Here is a 14303-nt window from a genome sequence, read left to right as displayed (position 1 = left end):
AAGTGCCCCTGTGGCTTTTCACGTGAAAGTGCCGGGTGCGTCAGCGCAGGCCGAGGGCCCGCAGGGCGAAGTGGACCTCGATCGCGGTCTGCTTGATCGTCTCGGCGATCACCAGCGAACCGTGGCCCGCGTCGTAGCGGTAGAACTCGTGGTGCAGGTCGCGGTGGCCGAGCCGGTCGAGGTAGTTCTCGATCTGGCGGATCGGGCAGCGCGGGTCGTTGTCGCCGGCCAGCACGAGCACCGGCGCGGTGACGGCGTCGACGTAGGTGATCGGCGAGCACTCCCGGTACACCGCGGGCACGTCCTCCGGCGAGCCGCCGAAGATCCCGCGGTCGAACGAGCGCAGCTGCTCCATCTCGTCCTCGTACGCGGCGACGTAGTCCGCCACCGGCACCCCGGCGACGCCCGCCGCCCACCGCGACGGCTGCGTGCCGAGCGCGAGCAGGGACAGGTAGCCGCCCCACGAAGCGCCGTTCACGACGCACTTCGCCGGGTCGCTGAGTCCGGTTTGGACGGCCCAGTCGTGGACCGCGGCGACGTCCTCCAGCTCGGTCAGGCCGGGACGGCCCTCGATGGCGTCGCGCCAGGCCGAGCCGTAGCCGGTCGAGCCGCGGTAGTTGACCTCGACCACGGCGAACCCGGCGTCCAGCCAGGTCGCGCGGTAGGCGGAGAAGCGGTCCTCGTCCGCCGCGTGCGGGCCGCCGTGCAGGGAGAACACCGTCGGCAGCGGCCCCTCCGGCGCGCCCGACGGCCGCGAGACCAGCGCGTGGATCCGGCCGCCGACGCCTTCGACGAACGCGTCGGTCACCGGCTCGGAACCCGGCGCCCGCTCGCCCGGCGGCTCGAGCAGGATCGAGTCGGTGCCGTCGGTGGTCCGCGCGCGCACCGCGGCCGGCTCGGCGGCACTGGACCACGAGTACTCGACCGTGCCGTCGGGGCGGACGCCCGCCCCGCCGATCCGGCCGGCCGGAGTGTCCACAGAGGACAATTCGGCCGAGTCGAGGTCGTAGCGGTACAGCGAACTGCGGCCCTCGTGGAAGTGGACGACGAGCAGGGCGCGCGCGTCCGGGTACCAGCCCGCGACGACCTCGCCGGGCAGGTCCAGCTCGATCTCGGTCTCGGTGTCCGCCCGGACGTCCCAGACCAGCAGCTCCTCGCGGCCGCGCCGCTCGTGCAGCACCAGCAGCCGCTGGTCGCCGGGCAGCGGCGAGAATTCGAGCGCGGTGAGGCCGTTGCCCTCGCCGTCCCACTTTTCGGCGACGGCCTCGAACCCGTCGGTCGCGAGCACCCGCAGCGCGGGGTGGCGCGAATCGCCGTGCTCGGAGTGCGAGATCGCGATCAGGCTCTCGTCGCGGGAGAGGGAGGCGATGCCGGCGTCGTCCGGGTGGCTGTAGAAGCGGCGCGTCTCGCCGCCGATCCGGGCGAACAGCTCGCTGCCGTCGTCGGTCGAGACGCCGACCGCGACGATCTTCGCGCCGATCTCGAGCCCGGCCTGGTAGCCGTCGTGGACGTCCGGGACGGCCTTCTCCGGCTTGCTGCCCTCGGTCGCGGCGAACGGCTCGCGCACCCAGGAGCCGAACTCGTCGCCGTCGGTGTCGTCGAACCACCAGATCCACTGGCCGTCCGGGGACGGCGTGGCGTGCAGGGTGCCGTTGGGCCGGTCGGTGACGCGGCGGTGTTCGTCCGTCGCGCGGTTCCAGGCGTAGACCTCCCAGACGCCGCTGGCGTTGGAGGCGTAGACGTTGGCTTCCGGGGCGTCGCGGGCCCACTCGGGTGTGGAGATGCGCGGGGCGTGGAAGCGGGCGCGCCAGCGGGCTTCGGCTTCGGCGTCGTCGAACAGCCGGTCCGGGACCACCGCGGGCGGATATTGGTTGGCTGACTGCGTGCTCACCCCTCGATCCTGCCACCTTCTGGCCGTACTGTGTGCGGGGTGCTGGAGGGTTACGCGCCGGGCTACGGGCGAGACGCGGTGTCGATGATGTCCGCGCGCACGGCTGCCGAGCGCGCGACGTTCGCCCAGCCCCTGTTCCGGCCGGGGATGTGGGTGGTCGACCTGGGCTGCGGCCCGGGCTCGATCACGCTGGGCCTGGCCGCGGAGTCCCGGGTGACGGGCGTCGACCGCGACGCGGGCCAGGTGGAGCGCGCCCGCGCGGCGGCCCGCCGCGCCGGACGGTCCACAGTGGACTTCGTGGTGGCGTCGGCGTACGACCTGCCGTTCGCCGACGGCAGCGTGGACGTGGCGTTTTCGCACGCCCTGTTCGAGCACCTGGCCGCCCCGCGGGACGCGCTGGCGGAGCTGCACCGGGTGCTGCGACCGGGCGGCAGGCTGGCGTTGTCCACATCGGACTGGAGCAAGGCCCGCCTGCGCCCGAAGACGGCGAACGTCGACGCGGCCCTGCGCGGGCACTACCTGCTGCGCCGCCGCGCGGGCGGCGACCCGTTCGCGGGCCGCACGATCGCGGACCACTGCGCGTCGGCGGGCTTCACCGACATCGCCTCGCGCGCCCGCTACCGCGAGGACATGACGTACCGCGGCCTGGCGAAGTACGTGGAATCCCGGCTCGGCGAAGCGGTGGCGGACCCGAAGTTCGGCCGCGACCGCGACCAGCTGGCGAGCGCGGCCCGCTCGGCTCTGACGTGGGTCCGCAGCGGCGACGGCGACTTCAGCCAGTGCTGGGTCGAGGTGACGGCGACGCGATAGCCGGGACGCGCGGGGGTCCGGGGGCGAAGCCGCCCGGCGGGGTTTGGGGTTCGACCCCAAAAAACACCGAGAGGGCCAGCGTGGTTGGCGTTTTCCGCCAACACACCGGCCCTCTCGGCGCTCTCGTCGGGGTGGCGGGATTCGAACCCACGACCTCCTCGACCCGAACGAGGCACGCTACCAAGCTGCGCCACACCCCGAGGTACTGCTTAACGGGTCGTGGAGAAGTCTAGCGGACGGTGTCTCGGGCTTTTCGGGGGGCCGACTTACGCGGCTCCGACGAGCCTGACCCGCGCGGGACCAGCGTCAACAGGCTCGCCTCCGGCGGGCACGCGAACCGGGCCGGCGCCCACGGCGACGTCCCCAGCCCGGCCGATACGTGCAGCCACATGTGCGCCCCCCACCGCGACGCCCCCCGCGCCCGACTGCGATCCAGGTCACAGTTGGTGACGATGGCGCCGTAACCCGGGAGCCGGAGCTGGCCGCCGTGGGTGTGGCCCGCGAGGACCAGGTCGTAACCGTCCGTGGCGAACGTGTCGAGCACCCGGGGCTCCGGCGAGTGCGTCACGCCGATGCGGACCGCCGCGCCGCTGTCGGCCGGGCCCGCGATGTCGGCGTACCGGTCGCGGCGCAGGTGCGGGTCGTCGACACCGGCCGCGAAGACGCGCCGGCCGCCGACGTCGATCGTGCGGCGGACGTGCGTCAGGTCCGTCCAGCCGTGCTCGACGAACGCCGCGCGCAGGTCGCGCCACGGCAGCTGGACGCCGTGGATGCGCTTCTTCTTGCCGCGCGGCATCAGGTAGCGGGCCGGGTTCTTCGGCTTGGGCGCGTAGTAGTCGTTGCTGCCGAAGACGAACACCCCGGGCCGGTCCAGCAGCGGCCCCAGCGCCCGCAGCACCGACGGGACGGCCGTCCGGTGCGACAGGTTGTCGCCGGTGTTGACCACGAGGTCCGGGTTCAGCTCGTCGAGCGCGGCGACCCAGCGCTGCTTGCTCTGGTGGCCGGGCAGCATGTGCAGGTCCGAGACGTGCAGGATCGTGAAGGGCCGGGAGCCCGGCGCCAGGACCGGCAGTTCGGCGGTGCGGAGAGTCCAGCGGCGCCGTTCGATGCCGACGGCGTAACCCAGGGTCGCGGCGCCGAGCGCCAGCGTCCCCGCGGCGACGCGCTTCGCCGTCGCCCCCGACGTGCGTGTGTTACTGAGCGTGCTCACGAAGTCCAGGATACGTGCTCAACGGTTGGGTGACTTCGCCGCCGTTCCGGGGAACCTCGCGCTTAGCATCTGCGTCGGCCCGATGAAGTGTCTTTCGGGGGTCCGGGTGGCGGAGCCCCCGGCCGGGGCGAAGCCCCGGTTGTCACAGCGTCTTGAGCCGGGGGGCTTGGGGAGAACGATGGAGCAGTTCGGGCCGTACCGGATCGAGGGCGTGCTCGGCCGCGGTGGCATGGGCGAGGTCCACCGCGCCTACGACACGGCGCACGACCGGGTCGTCGCGCTGAAGCTGTTGTCCGACCCGTTCGTCGCCGACGAAGCCTTCCGCGCGCGGTTCCGCCGCGAGTCGCAGATCGTCGCGCGGCTGCGTGAACCGCACGTGATCCCGATCCACGCCTACGGCGAGATCGACGGCCGCCTCTACCTCGACATGCGGCTCGTCGAAGGCCGCGACCTCAAGGAGCTGCTGGCGGACGGCCCGCTCGAGCCCGCGCGGGCGGCGGGAATCGTGGCGCAGGTCGCCGGCGCGCTCGACGCGGCCCACGCCGACGGCCTGGTGCACCGGGACGTCAAGCCGTCCAACGTGCTCGTCACGAGCGCCGACTTCGTGTACCTGGTGGACTTCGGCATCGCCCGCTCGATGACCGCCGAAGGGACGTCGATCACCGGCACCGGCAACGTGATCGGCACCCTCGACTACATGGCGCCGGAACGCTTCGGCGACGCCCCGATCACCGGGCTGGTCGACGTCTACGCGCTGGCGTGCATGTTCTTCGAGTGCCTGACCGGCCGCCGCCCGTTCCCGGCCGAGGGCGCGGCCGCGCAGATGGGCGCGCACCTGACCGCGCCGCCGCCGGTGCTCTCCCGGGCGCGGCCGGGCCTGCCGCCGGCCTTGGACGCCGTGGTGGCCCGCGGGATGGCGAAGAACCCGGCCGACCGGTACCCGACCGCGGGGGCGTTCGCCGACGCCGTCCGCGCGGCATTGACCGCGTCGGCGCCGCCGATCCCGACGTGGCAGAAGACGTTGCCGCGCCTGGTGCCGAACGCCGCTCCGGCGCCGATGACCCCGCCGCGTCCGATGCCGGTCCCGACGGCCCCGCACCCGGGCCCGCCGACGGGCCCGTTCTCCGCACCGCACCCGGGTCCGCCGACGGGACCGTTCTCCGCGCCGCTCCCGGGCCCGTTCTCCGGACCGCCGCCGATCGCCCAGCCGGGCCGCCCTCCGAAGTCGCAGCGGAACCGGTGGATCGCGCTGTGCGCCGCGCTGGCGGGAGTCGTCGTGGTGGCGTTGGTGATCACCTACGTCGTGACGCGGGACCACGCGGTGCAGACGGGCGGCCCGGGACCGTCGACCCCCACGGCCGACGCCCGAAGCTCCACACCGGACACACAGACCCCGCCGACCGAACCACCGTCCACTTCGGCCACTTCGGAGTCGAAGCCCACCGCGGAATCGAAGCCGCCGCACGACACCAAGCTGTCGGACGCGCTTCCGCCGGCGTACAAGGGAAACGCCACCTGCGCCGACGCCGAACCGGACGCCGGCGCGGTCGCGGCGGTGCAGTGCGTGGACTCGAACGTCGGTGACGTCAGGTCCGGCAACGTCATCCTGAACCAGCCCACCGGCGCACGCTTCATGCGGTTCCCGGACGCGGGCTCGATGGACGCGTTCTTCCAGACCATCGTCAAAGCGAAGGGCCTGACCCGCAACGACGCCCAAGGCGCGTGCCGTCCGTTGAAGGCACCGAACATCTGGGGCACGTACTACCGCGCCGAGACACGCAATCCGCTGCCGGGCGATTTCCTGACGTGCTACCTCGGCGACCCGGCGATTCTCGTGTGGACGGATGGGCAGAACCTGACGGCCGGCCTGCTGAAGTCGGAGAAGGTGACCAACGCCGACGAACTGGACCAGCTCTACTACTGGTGGAACGAGCAGATCCTGTCCACGATGTCCGGCGGCTGACCACCGGAGCGTTCGCCGAGCGCGGCGTTCAGCCGGAGAGCCGCACGGCGACTTTGGTGTAATCGCCGCCCCCGCGGTACCCGAAGATCCGGGGCGCGTACCACCGCGCGAAGACTCAGTCCGTCAGCTTGATTTCCCGGTCGACCGGGACGCCGTTGTCGGGGCCGGGCAGGCCGGCGGGGCAGGCGAGGTCGGCCATCGTCACCGCGCCGGGCCGGTCCAGGTCACCGGTGTACGAGACGCACAGCCGCACGGCGATCTGTTCGTACTGGCCCTGATACCCGCCGCCGACCAGGGAGACGAACGCGTACCGGGCCGTGTACCGGCCGTCGGCGGACAGCTCGCGGCCCAGCAGCACGGTGCCACCGACCCGGTTCTCGTTCGGCACGACGTCCGCGATCGCCCGTTCGACCGACGCCCGCATGGGCGGCGCAGCGGCCTGCAGCTGCCGCAGCGCGTCCGCGGCCGCGGCCCGCGCCCCGGCGACCGCCTTCGGCCGGAGCTCGTCGGCGGGACCGGCGCAGGCCGTGCCGCACGTCGCCACCGCGATCGCCCCGCACAGCCCGGCCAGTCCCGCCCGCAAGCCCATCTCCCGAGGCTACATCCCCGCGATCGCCGCGGTAGCGACCTGCGCGTAGACCTGCGAACCTTGTACCGTCGGGTGCAGGCTCTGCTGGGAAACGGCGTTCGCGGCGTCGCCCCGGGTGAGCGTCAGCACGACCCGGTGGATCAGCTCCGAGCCGCTCGGTGCGCCGGCCCGGTCCTCGCCGCACGCCGCCCGGCCGGCGAACGCCGCCCGCGGATCAGCCCACGTAACCGGGATTCCCGTCGCTTTCGCGTTGGTCACCGCGGTGCGCAGCACGTCGTCGAGGCGGTTGTTCATCTCGTTGATCCAGGGTCCCTCCTCGGTACCGATCCCGGGAATGCACTCGCCGTCGAGCTCCAGCAGAATCGGGTAGCCCATCACGAGGATCTTCGCGTTCGGGGCCCGCGCCGGATCCCGGAGAGACGTAAGAACCGCCTGCAGGGCCGGGCCGATCTGGTCGATCTTCTTCGGCTCGGCCGACGAAAGCGGTTCCCCGTCGTCGCCGAACACCTGGTTCTGGCAGACCGTCACCGACAGCACGCACTGGTTGAAGATCGGTGTGAACCGCGCGTCGTTGCCGCCCGCGGAGAACGTCACCAGGGTCGTGTACTGGTCCAGATAGCCCTGGTCGGGCTGCTGTCCCTCCTGGTACTGCCCGGACCCGCCGGGGAGCAGGTTCCGCGTCGTCGCGCCGGCGCAGGCGGACATGTGGTAGCTCAGCGTCGGATCGAACGAATCCACGCGGGACCCGATCGTGCGGCTGGAGTTGTCCGGCAGGAAGGTTTGGCGCGCCCACGCGCCGGGCGCGCGGTGGCAGGCGTCGCGCATGGTGTGGTCGTCGCCGTGTTCGTCCCGGCCGTCGTGGTCGCTGCTGCGGTAGTAGCTCCACGCACCGTTCACCGGGTCGCCGCTCGCGCCCTCGCCCGAGGCGTAGGAGTCACCGAGGGCGACGACCTGGTTGGCGGGCTTGCCGGGCAGCGGCTGGAAGGCCAGGGCGTCCCACGGCACGTCCCGTACGTCCTCAGCCCACTGGGTGTCGACTGCGCGGTGCGTGAAGTTGTCGAGCGACACGCTCGGGGTGCCGTGGAAGTTGAACGCGCCCAGGGATTCCCAGTGGCCGGGAGCCGGGTTGCGCCCGTCGTCGAGGTAGTTGCCTTCCACGACCGATCGGCTCGGCGAGGTCGAATCGGAGCCGTTGACCGTGTAGAACGCCTGGGGTGTCCGGGCGCGGTGGTCCGGGATGTACACCAGCACGCGCGCCCAGCCGTTGAGCTGCTGGTCCAGCGTCCACGTCCCGGTCACCTTGTGTTTCGCGTTGGCCGGGGTGTCCGTCCACGCGTGTGCGCTCCACATGTGCCCGCCGAAACCGCCGTCGACCTGGTGGAAGTCGATCTTCGACGGGTAGTGGCCCTGGTTGTCGGCGGCGAACTTGAACGTCAGCGAACCGTGGTTGGTCCAGTCCTTGTTGCAGCCGCGGTAGGTCGTGACGTCGCCGGGGACGTCGTCAATGATCAGCGAGCCGGCCGGGAGTTCCGCCGCCCCGCCGCAATCGGGCCGGTAGAGCACCTTCGACGCGGCCAGCGCCGGTTCGGCGGTGCCCGGCGTGTAGCGCGGGTTCTCGCCGCCGCATCCGGTCGGGCAGTTCGTCCAGCTCGCCGAGGCGTGCCACCAGCAGCGCAGGTCGTCGCGCAGGCAGTGGCTGCCGGAATCGTTCGGGTACTGCGACGGCTTGTGGATCTGGCTCATGTCACAGGACACCGCCGCGGTGCAGAACGTGCCCAGCGGCGGCCGCTGCGGGGTGCCGGCGTTGGGCCACAGCGCGGGCTGGTAGGCGGTGCCGTACGTGCCCGCCTTCCAGTCCAGCCGCACCAGCGGGTGCTTCGCCCAGCCGAGCACGCGTTCGGGGTAGGCCCAGTGGCCGGGCGTCTTCGCGTCGTCGTAGCTCGCGTCGAGGAAACCGTTGCGGTCGGGCGGGAAGTCCTCGTTGGCCACGTTGTTGGCCCAGCCGAGGCCGTAGACACCGGCCACCTCGCCCACTGCGTGCCAGCCGCTGTTGTACGCCCAGAGCGCGTACCACCAGTTCTCGATCTTGGCGGGATCGCCGTTGTTGACGGTGATGCCGACCTGCTTCATCTGGTTCCACTTGTCGATCAGGATGTTGAGCCCGGCGGCGATGTTGGCCGCGTAGTCGACGGTCAGCGCGACCTGCTGCGTCGGCGTGTACACCGAGGTGCCTTCGCTGACCTTCATACCGGTGGTCACCTGGGTCGCGCCGTAACCGCAGTCGACGTGGCCGAAGTCCACGCTGTCGACGCCGACGCCCTTGCCGTAGAAGCCGCCCTGGTTGAAGTTGCCGCTTTCGCCGTCGACGGTGTTCATCCCGGACTGCCACATGTTCGATTCCTGGGCCATCACGCCGAGCAGCACCTGGGCGGGCACCTGCCCGCCACCGGTGAGCGCGTGCAACGGGAACAGGCCCTGCGGGGTGTAGGCGGGCAGCGTCGAGCCGTTCCAGCCGGCCGGGCGCTGGACGTTCAGCTGCCCCTTCACCGCGAGGTCGGCCGCCCACTCGGCCATCTCGGGCGTGGCCTGCAGCGACTGGATCTTCGGGTCGTTGCGGGGCACCGCGCACCCGCGGTCGGGGTCGATCGTGGTGGTCGACGGGTCGACGGCGGCCCGCAGGCCGGTGCCGGCCGGCGCGCCGATCGCGGGCGAGGCCGCGCGTCCGGCCGACGGCTGCAGCGCGTCGGGGTGCACGGAAAACTTCGGCTGCGCACCGGTTTTCAGCACCCGGGCCTCGATCTTGACCGGCGACGCGTCACCGGGCTGGTCCGGTGCGCCGTCGACGTTCGTGGCGGACAGCACGGCCAGGGCACCGGTGGTCGACAGGCTCGCACCGGCCGGGACGTCGGCGGCCTGCCAGCCGGCGGGCAGCGGTGTGGCGAGCCGGGCCGCGGCCGGGCCCTGCACGACGACGTGGCCCGCGACCTGGCTCAACCGCACGGAATCCAGCGGCGCCACGGTGATCTTCGTGTCGCCGGCCGGGGTGTAGCGGTGGAGTTCGGTGCCGGCCTTCGTGCGGACTTCATAGCCGACGCCACCGTCCTTGTCCGCGCTCAGCCGGAACGGTGTGCCGGCGGTGTCGGCGACGTGCCGGAGCTTGCCGTCGGAGCCGACGGCGGCGAGGCCGTCCACCGCGGCGGCCAGCACGCCGTCGCCGAAGGGCACCGCGGAGGTGACCTGCCCGCGCGCGTCGACCTGACGCACCACCTGCGCGGTGGGGGCGTCGACGGTCACCAGCCGCGACTCGTACGTGTCGCCGGCGGTGAGGTTGCGGGTGAACACGACCTGGTCACCCGCGCCGCAACCCGGGTTGTAGTAGGCGAGGTTCACCGCGAACGGCAGTTTGCGCACGGCACCGGTGCCGAGGTCGACGACGGCGGCGAGCCCGCCGGCGTGGAAGCGCTCCTCGCGGTTCACTGCCTCACGTGGTGCGTAGACGACGGCGGCGAACCGGCCCGAGCCGGTTACGCACTCCTGCCCGATCCACTGGCTGGTTTCGGCGCCGGGCTCGGTGAGCGTCGCCGCGGTGCGCCAGGCGTAGCCGTCCTTGGCGTCGGCGACGAGGACGTGGAGCCCGGAGGTGTCGCCCACGGTGGTCACCGCGCGGTCGGCGGAGGCGGCCCAGCCGGAACCGAGCACGCCGGCGCGCTGGGCGGGCGGAACCGCCGAGGTGGGGGCTGGGTCGGCGGGTGGTGGAGCGGACGCGGCGGACGCGGTGCTCTGCCCGGTGGCGAGGGCGGAGAGCAGGGTGACGGCCGCCGCGAGGGGCTGCCACCGTGGCGAACGGTGTCTTCGGACTTTGCGCATGGGCGCGTTGCCTTCCTGGAATCGTGACGGCAGCGGCCATCACGGAAAGATGGGTCGAACGCGGTCGCTGAAATGCCGGAACGCCGCGGAAACCGGAGCGAACCGGCGGAAATGAGGGAATTCAGCGCTCGACGGAAAAAGGTGGGCGCGATGTGGAACCGAACGTGTGTGCGGCTCGTGGCCGAAGGCGCGGCAGAACCGTTCACCCCCTCCCCAGGGTTGGTGACCGCGGCGGCCTGAATGGCATCGCTGCAGCGTGTGACGCTAACAGGTGAAGATTGCCATGATCAAGGGCCGACCGAGTGACTGGTCAACCGGCTCGGCCGAGGCTTCGTGGAAGTCTGGCATCACTCGAACGGCGGATTGAGATCATCTCGGCAGCCGCGGTTATGCTCCGTTCGGGAGGAGGAGCCGGCAGCCCGGAATGGGCGCCGGTCATCGAGCCGTCGGTTCATTTTCGACTCCCGTCAACGGTTGTTCCCGGTGAATCGAGGCTTTGATGCGGATCATTTCCGGAAAAACGGCGGCGCTGGCCGCCGCGCTGGCCGCGGTGGCGGCCTTGGTCGTCCCGGTGGGGACGGCGTCCGCGAGCACCAGTGACTGCACTGGTGGGCGGAACGGGTTCGTCGACATCCCCGACAACCAGGACGGCTACTCGGCCGCCTGGAATTCGACCATCACCATCGGGAACGCCGAGGAGCGCCTCGATCTCGAGTTCGCGACCATCGCGGGTAAAACGCGGGGCTTCGCCGTCCTGTGGGCGGATGGCACCAACGGCAGCGGGCCGCCGTACGTCGCCTTCGACTCGGTCTGGATGGACTGGACGAGGGATGGCGGCCACACCTGGATCCAGTGCGGGCCGTTCGGCAACCCCAAGGGCCGGGCGAGCATCACCTCGGCGGCGATGGTGACGAATCCCAGTACGGCTTGGCGGTTTCGCGCCGGGGCCATGGCGCACGGCACGATGTACCTCACCGACTGGTACTGAGCCGGCAAAAACCAGGGGCCCCGCGGATTCCGCGGGGCCCCTGCGCTCAGCGGCCGGGGCCGCCCATGTACTGCGGATCCGGCGGCGGCAGCGGCGCTTCAGGCTGCCCGTCCAGGATCTTCGACACCGCACCGAACCAGGTCCTGGCCGGAGCGTGCCCACCGAAGATGTTGCCGTCGCGGCCGCCTGGACACAGGCTGACCCGGCCCGGACCGGCGTCGCAGATACCGCCTTGGCCGCCGCCGAACTTGAACGTCATGGCCGCGCCGGCGATCTGCGGGGTACCGCCCACGAACGCCGCCGAGACGTTCGACTGCGTGGTTCCGGTCTTGCCGATCAGCGGACGCGTCCACCCCGCCGCGGACGCCGCCTGGAACGACGTGCCGCCGCCGGGCTGGTCGTCCTTGCTCATGCCGACTGCGAGCGTGTTCGCCAGCCCTTCCGGCACCGCCTGCTCACAGGGGGCTTCCTTGATCGGCACCGGCTTCCCGTTGCGGTCGGTCACCCCGGCGATCGGCGTCGGCGGGCACCAGACGCCACCCGACAGGATGGTGGCGGCCACATTGCCCATCTCGAGCCCGCTGACCGGGCTCACGCCGAGGGTGAACGAGCCGAGGCCCGGGCTGTTGCCCTGGGGGCCGTAATACTTCGTCTGGGTGTCCCGCAGCTCGGCCTTGGTCGCGTTCGGATCGGGTGTGCGGCCCGCCGCGCTGCTGGCCATCGTCTCGCGCAGGCCGAGGCGGTGCGCCATGTCCACGGCGGGGCCGGTGCTGCCGATCCGGTCTTCGAGTTCGACGAACGCGGTGTTCGGCGACGTCGCCAGCGCGGTCTGGATGTTCGCGCCACTCGCCAGCCTGCTGTAGTCGCCGGCGTTGCCGACGCAGTACCAGAACGTTCTCGGTTTGCCGGTCGGCCCGCCGCACCCGCCGGGCCCGGTGGTGAAGACGTGCGAGGTGTACTTGTCGGGGATGTCGATCGGCGAGTAGATCCCGGCGATCCCCTTGTCCATCGCCGCGGCGGTGGTGAAGATCTTGAACGTCGACCCCGCGCCGCCCGTGTTGTACACGCCTGCGGGCAGGGTGTACGTCGTCTGGCCCGCGTCCTGGTTCTGCCCGTAGTCGCGGTTCGCCGCCAGCGCCACCACTTCGTGGCGGTCCTTGCCCGGTTTGATCAGCGACAACGTGTTCGCGATGTACGGCTGAGTCTTGTTGACCTGCGCCTCCGCCGAGACCTTCGCCTCGTGGTTCGCGCGCTCGTCCAGGGTGCTTTTGATCGTGTAGCCGCCGGTGTAGAGCTGGTCCTTCGTCATCCCGCTGGCCTTGAGCAGGTAGTCCTCGACGTACTGGCAGAAGAACCCGGCCTCCGGGCCCGCGCCGATGCAGTTGGCCGGGGGTTTCTTCGGGGTGTCCGGGACCACGCCCAGTGGTTCGGCCTTGAAGCGGTCCGCGTCGGCCTTCGCCAGCTTCTTGTTGTCCACCATCCGGTCGAGGACCAGGTTGCGGCGCTGGGTGGCCTTGTCCGGGTGCTTCCACGGGTCGTTGTTGATCGGGTTGTTCACCAGACCCGCCAGCAGCGCGGCCTGCGGCACCGTGAGCTTCTCCGGCGTCGTGTCGAAGTACGCGTGCGCCGCCGCGCCGATCCCGAAGATCTGGCGGGAGAACTCGACGATGTTGAGGTAGTTGGCCAGGATCTGCTGCTTGGTCAGCTTCGTCTCGAGCTGGATCGCGATGCGCGCTTCCTTCAGCTTCCGCGAGATCGACTGCTCCTGGGCCTTCTTCTGGCCGATCGGGTCGGTCCGGTAGACGACGTTGATCAGGTAGTTCTTGGTGAGCTGCTGGGTCAGCGTCGAGGCGCCCTGGGTGTCGGCGCCGGTGCTGTTGCTGACGGCCGCGCGCAGCGTGCCCTGCCAGTCGACGCCGTGGTGCTCGTAGAACCGCTTGTCCTCGACCGAGACCAGGGCCCACTTCATGGCCTCGTTGATCTGGTTCTCGGTGATCGGCAGCCGGTACTGGTCGTAGAGGGTCGCGATCGGCGCCCCGGCGCTGTCGGTGACCGTCGTCACCAGCGGGGGCGGGATGTCGGCGAGGTCGGAGGAAGTCTTCTCCACCGTCTCGCTGGCCTGGTTGGACATCACACCGGCCGCACCCACGACGGGGAAGAGCATGCCGGCGACGAGTACCCCCGCGAGCAGACAGAGGCCGATGAGCTTGAACAAACCATCCGCTTTTCGCACGAGGGCCAGGCTACCCGGAGTGAGCCGGGCGCCGGTGACGCCGTGTCCCCGGAGGTGTGGGATCCGTGACAAAACGGCCCCCCTTCGGTGACAACTGGTAACGGAAGGCATTCTGGGTCTTGGCGGGGGGAACCGAAGGCCCCTACAGTCCGTCAACGTCTCACGAAGACAAGCCGACGGATGGATCAACGCGAGTGGGAGCTCGCCTGCTCCGTTCGGCGGCGCCGGCACCGGGGAGGTGCCCGGGTAACCGACGTGAGCAGAGGGAGACACGCTCGCGGGGGCAGGGCGCGCAGTGCCTTTCCCCGCTGGTGCGTCGATCACCAGGGTAGGGAGCTGGGGGCATGGAAACCAACCAGTCGAGCTGGCGAATCAACGCGTCCTGCCGGGACGCCGATCCGGACGGCCTGTTCGTCCGGGGTGCGGAGCAGAACCGGGCCAAAGCGGTCTGCATGGGCTGCCCGGTCCGGACCGAATGCCTCGCCGAAGCGCTCGACGGCCGGATCAACTTCGGCGTCTGGGGTGGCATGACCGAGCGCGAGCGGCGGGCCCTGCTGCGCCGCCGCCCCGACGTGGAGAGCTGGGCCGACCTGCTGGAAGCAGCCAAGCGCGACGCGCAGGAACGGGTCAAGGTCGGCTGAGCACCTGCCGCGGCCGGGGGGGGGGGGGGGGGGGGGGGGGGGGGCCCGGCCCCCCACACACCCCCCGCCGGGGGGGGGGGGCCGGCGCCCCGTTCCCCGGGGGTCCGCCGG

Annotated in this window: 9 protein-coding genes and 1 tRNA gene; 4 read left to right on the top strand and 6 right to left on the bottom strand. The window is 71.3% G+C overall.

What is annotated here, in order from left to right; translation table 11 throughout:
* Positions 1-40: 40 nt before the first annotated feature.
* Entirely contained in the window at positions 41-1891 is a 1851-nt protein-coding gene (locus AB0M93_RS38200; protein WP_364283540.1) for a prolyl oligopeptidase family serine peptidase, read from the bottom strand.
* A gap of 39 nt (positions 1892-1930) precedes the next feature.
* On the opposite strand from AB0M93_RS38200, the gene AB0M93_RS38195 reads away from it, so the two are divergent.
* Entirely contained in the window at positions 1931-2701 is a 771-nt protein-coding gene (locus tag AB0M93_RS38195; protein ID WP_364283537.1) for a methyltransferase domain-containing protein, read from the top strand.
* Between the two features lie 126 nt (positions 2702-2827).
* On the opposite strand, the gene AB0M93_RS38190 is transcribed toward AB0M93_RS38195, so the two are convergent.
* Both AB0M93_RS38190 and AB0M93_RS38185 read right to left on the bottom strand, forming a co-directional pair.
* Positions 2828-2901, bottom strand: a tRNA-Pro gene (locus AB0M93_RS38190).
* A 29-nt stretch (positions 2902-2930) separates the two neighbouring features.
* A complete protein-coding gene (locus AB0M93_RS38185; RefSeq protein ID WP_364283534.1) occupies positions 2931-3911 on the bottom strand; it encodes a metallophosphoesterase in 981 nt (326 codons plus the stop codon).
* Positions 3912-4089: 178 nt separating this feature from the next.
* Here AB0M93_RS38185 and AB0M93_RS38180 point away from each other — a divergent pair, with 178 nt between their 5' ends.
* Entirely contained in the window at positions 4090-5874 is a 1785-nt protein-coding gene (locus AB0M93_RS38180; protein WP_364283532.1) for a protein kinase, read from the top strand.
* Between the two features lie 115 nt (positions 5875-5989).
* Here AB0M93_RS38180 and AB0M93_RS38175 read toward each other — a convergent pair whose 3' ends face one another.
* On the bottom strand, positions 5990-6463 hold the full coding sequence (locus AB0M93_RS38175) for a hypothetical protein (RefSeq protein WP_364283529.1): 474 nt from the start codon (positions 6461-6463) through the stop codon (positions 5990-5992).
* A gap of 9 nt (positions 6464-6472) precedes the next feature.
* Positions 6473-10330: a hypothetical protein gene (locus AB0M93_RS38170; RefSeq protein WP_364283526.1), complete on the bottom strand. Its 3858-nt coding sequence runs from the start codon at positions 10328-10330 to the stop codon at positions 6473-6475.
* Positions 10331-10829: 499 nt separating this feature from the next.
* On the opposite strand from AB0M93_RS38170, the gene AB0M93_RS38165 reads away from it, so the two are divergent.
* A complete protein-coding gene (locus AB0M93_RS38165) occupies positions 10830-11318 on the top strand; it encodes a hypothetical protein (protein ID WP_364283523.1) in 489 nt (162 codons plus the stop codon).
* A 46-nt stretch (positions 11319-11364) separates the two neighbouring features.
* On the opposite strand, the gene AB0M93_RS38160 is transcribed toward AB0M93_RS38165, so the two are convergent.
* Positions 11365-13551: a transglycosylase domain-containing protein gene (locus AB0M93_RS38160; protein ID WP_364283520.1), complete on the bottom strand. Its 2187-nt coding sequence runs from the start codon at positions 13549-13551 to the stop codon at positions 11365-11367.
* 344 nt (positions 13552-13895) lie between these two features.
* Between AB0M93_RS38160 and AB0M93_RS38155 the strand changes: the two genes are divergently transcribed.
* Positions 13896-14192 carry a WhiB family transcriptional regulator gene (locus tag AB0M93_RS38155; protein ID WP_364283517.1) on the top strand — a complete coding sequence of 99 codons (297 nt, stop codon included), beginning with the start codon at positions 13896-13898 and terminating at the stop codon, positions 14190-14192.
* Positions 14193-14303: the final 111 nt, after the last annotated feature.

This window comes from Amycolatopsis sp. NPDC051102, from assembly GCF_040682815.1.
Classification (GTDB): domain Bacteria; phylum Actinomycetota; class Actinomycetes; order Mycobacteriales; family Pseudonocardiaceae; genus Amycolatopsis.
This window is presented reverse-complemented; position numbering and strand designations above follow the sequence as displayed.

Bases quoted from the DNA above. Each gene is read 5' to 3' on its own strand.
- AB0M93_RS38170 (WP_364283526.1), bottom strand. From the start codon at position 10,330: ATGCGCAAAGTCCGAAGACACCGTTCGCCACGGTGGCAGCCCCTCGCG.
- AB0M93_RS38175 (WP_364283529.1), bottom strand. From the start codon at position 6,463: ATGGGCTTGCGGGCGGGACTGGCCGGGCTGTGCGGGGCGATCGCGGTG.
- AB0M93_RS38180 (WP_364283532.1), top strand. From the start codon at position 4,090: ATGGAGCAGTTCGGGCCGTACCGGATCGAGGGCGTGCTCGGCCGCGGT.
- AB0M93_RS38165 (WP_364283523.1), top strand. From the start codon at position 10,830: ATGCGGATCATTTCCGGAAAAACGGCGGCGCTGGCCGCCGCGCTGGCC.
- AB0M93_RS38155 (WP_364283517.1), top strand. From the start codon at position 13,896: ATGGAAACCAACCAGTCGAGCTGGCGAATCAACGCGTCCTGCCGGGAC.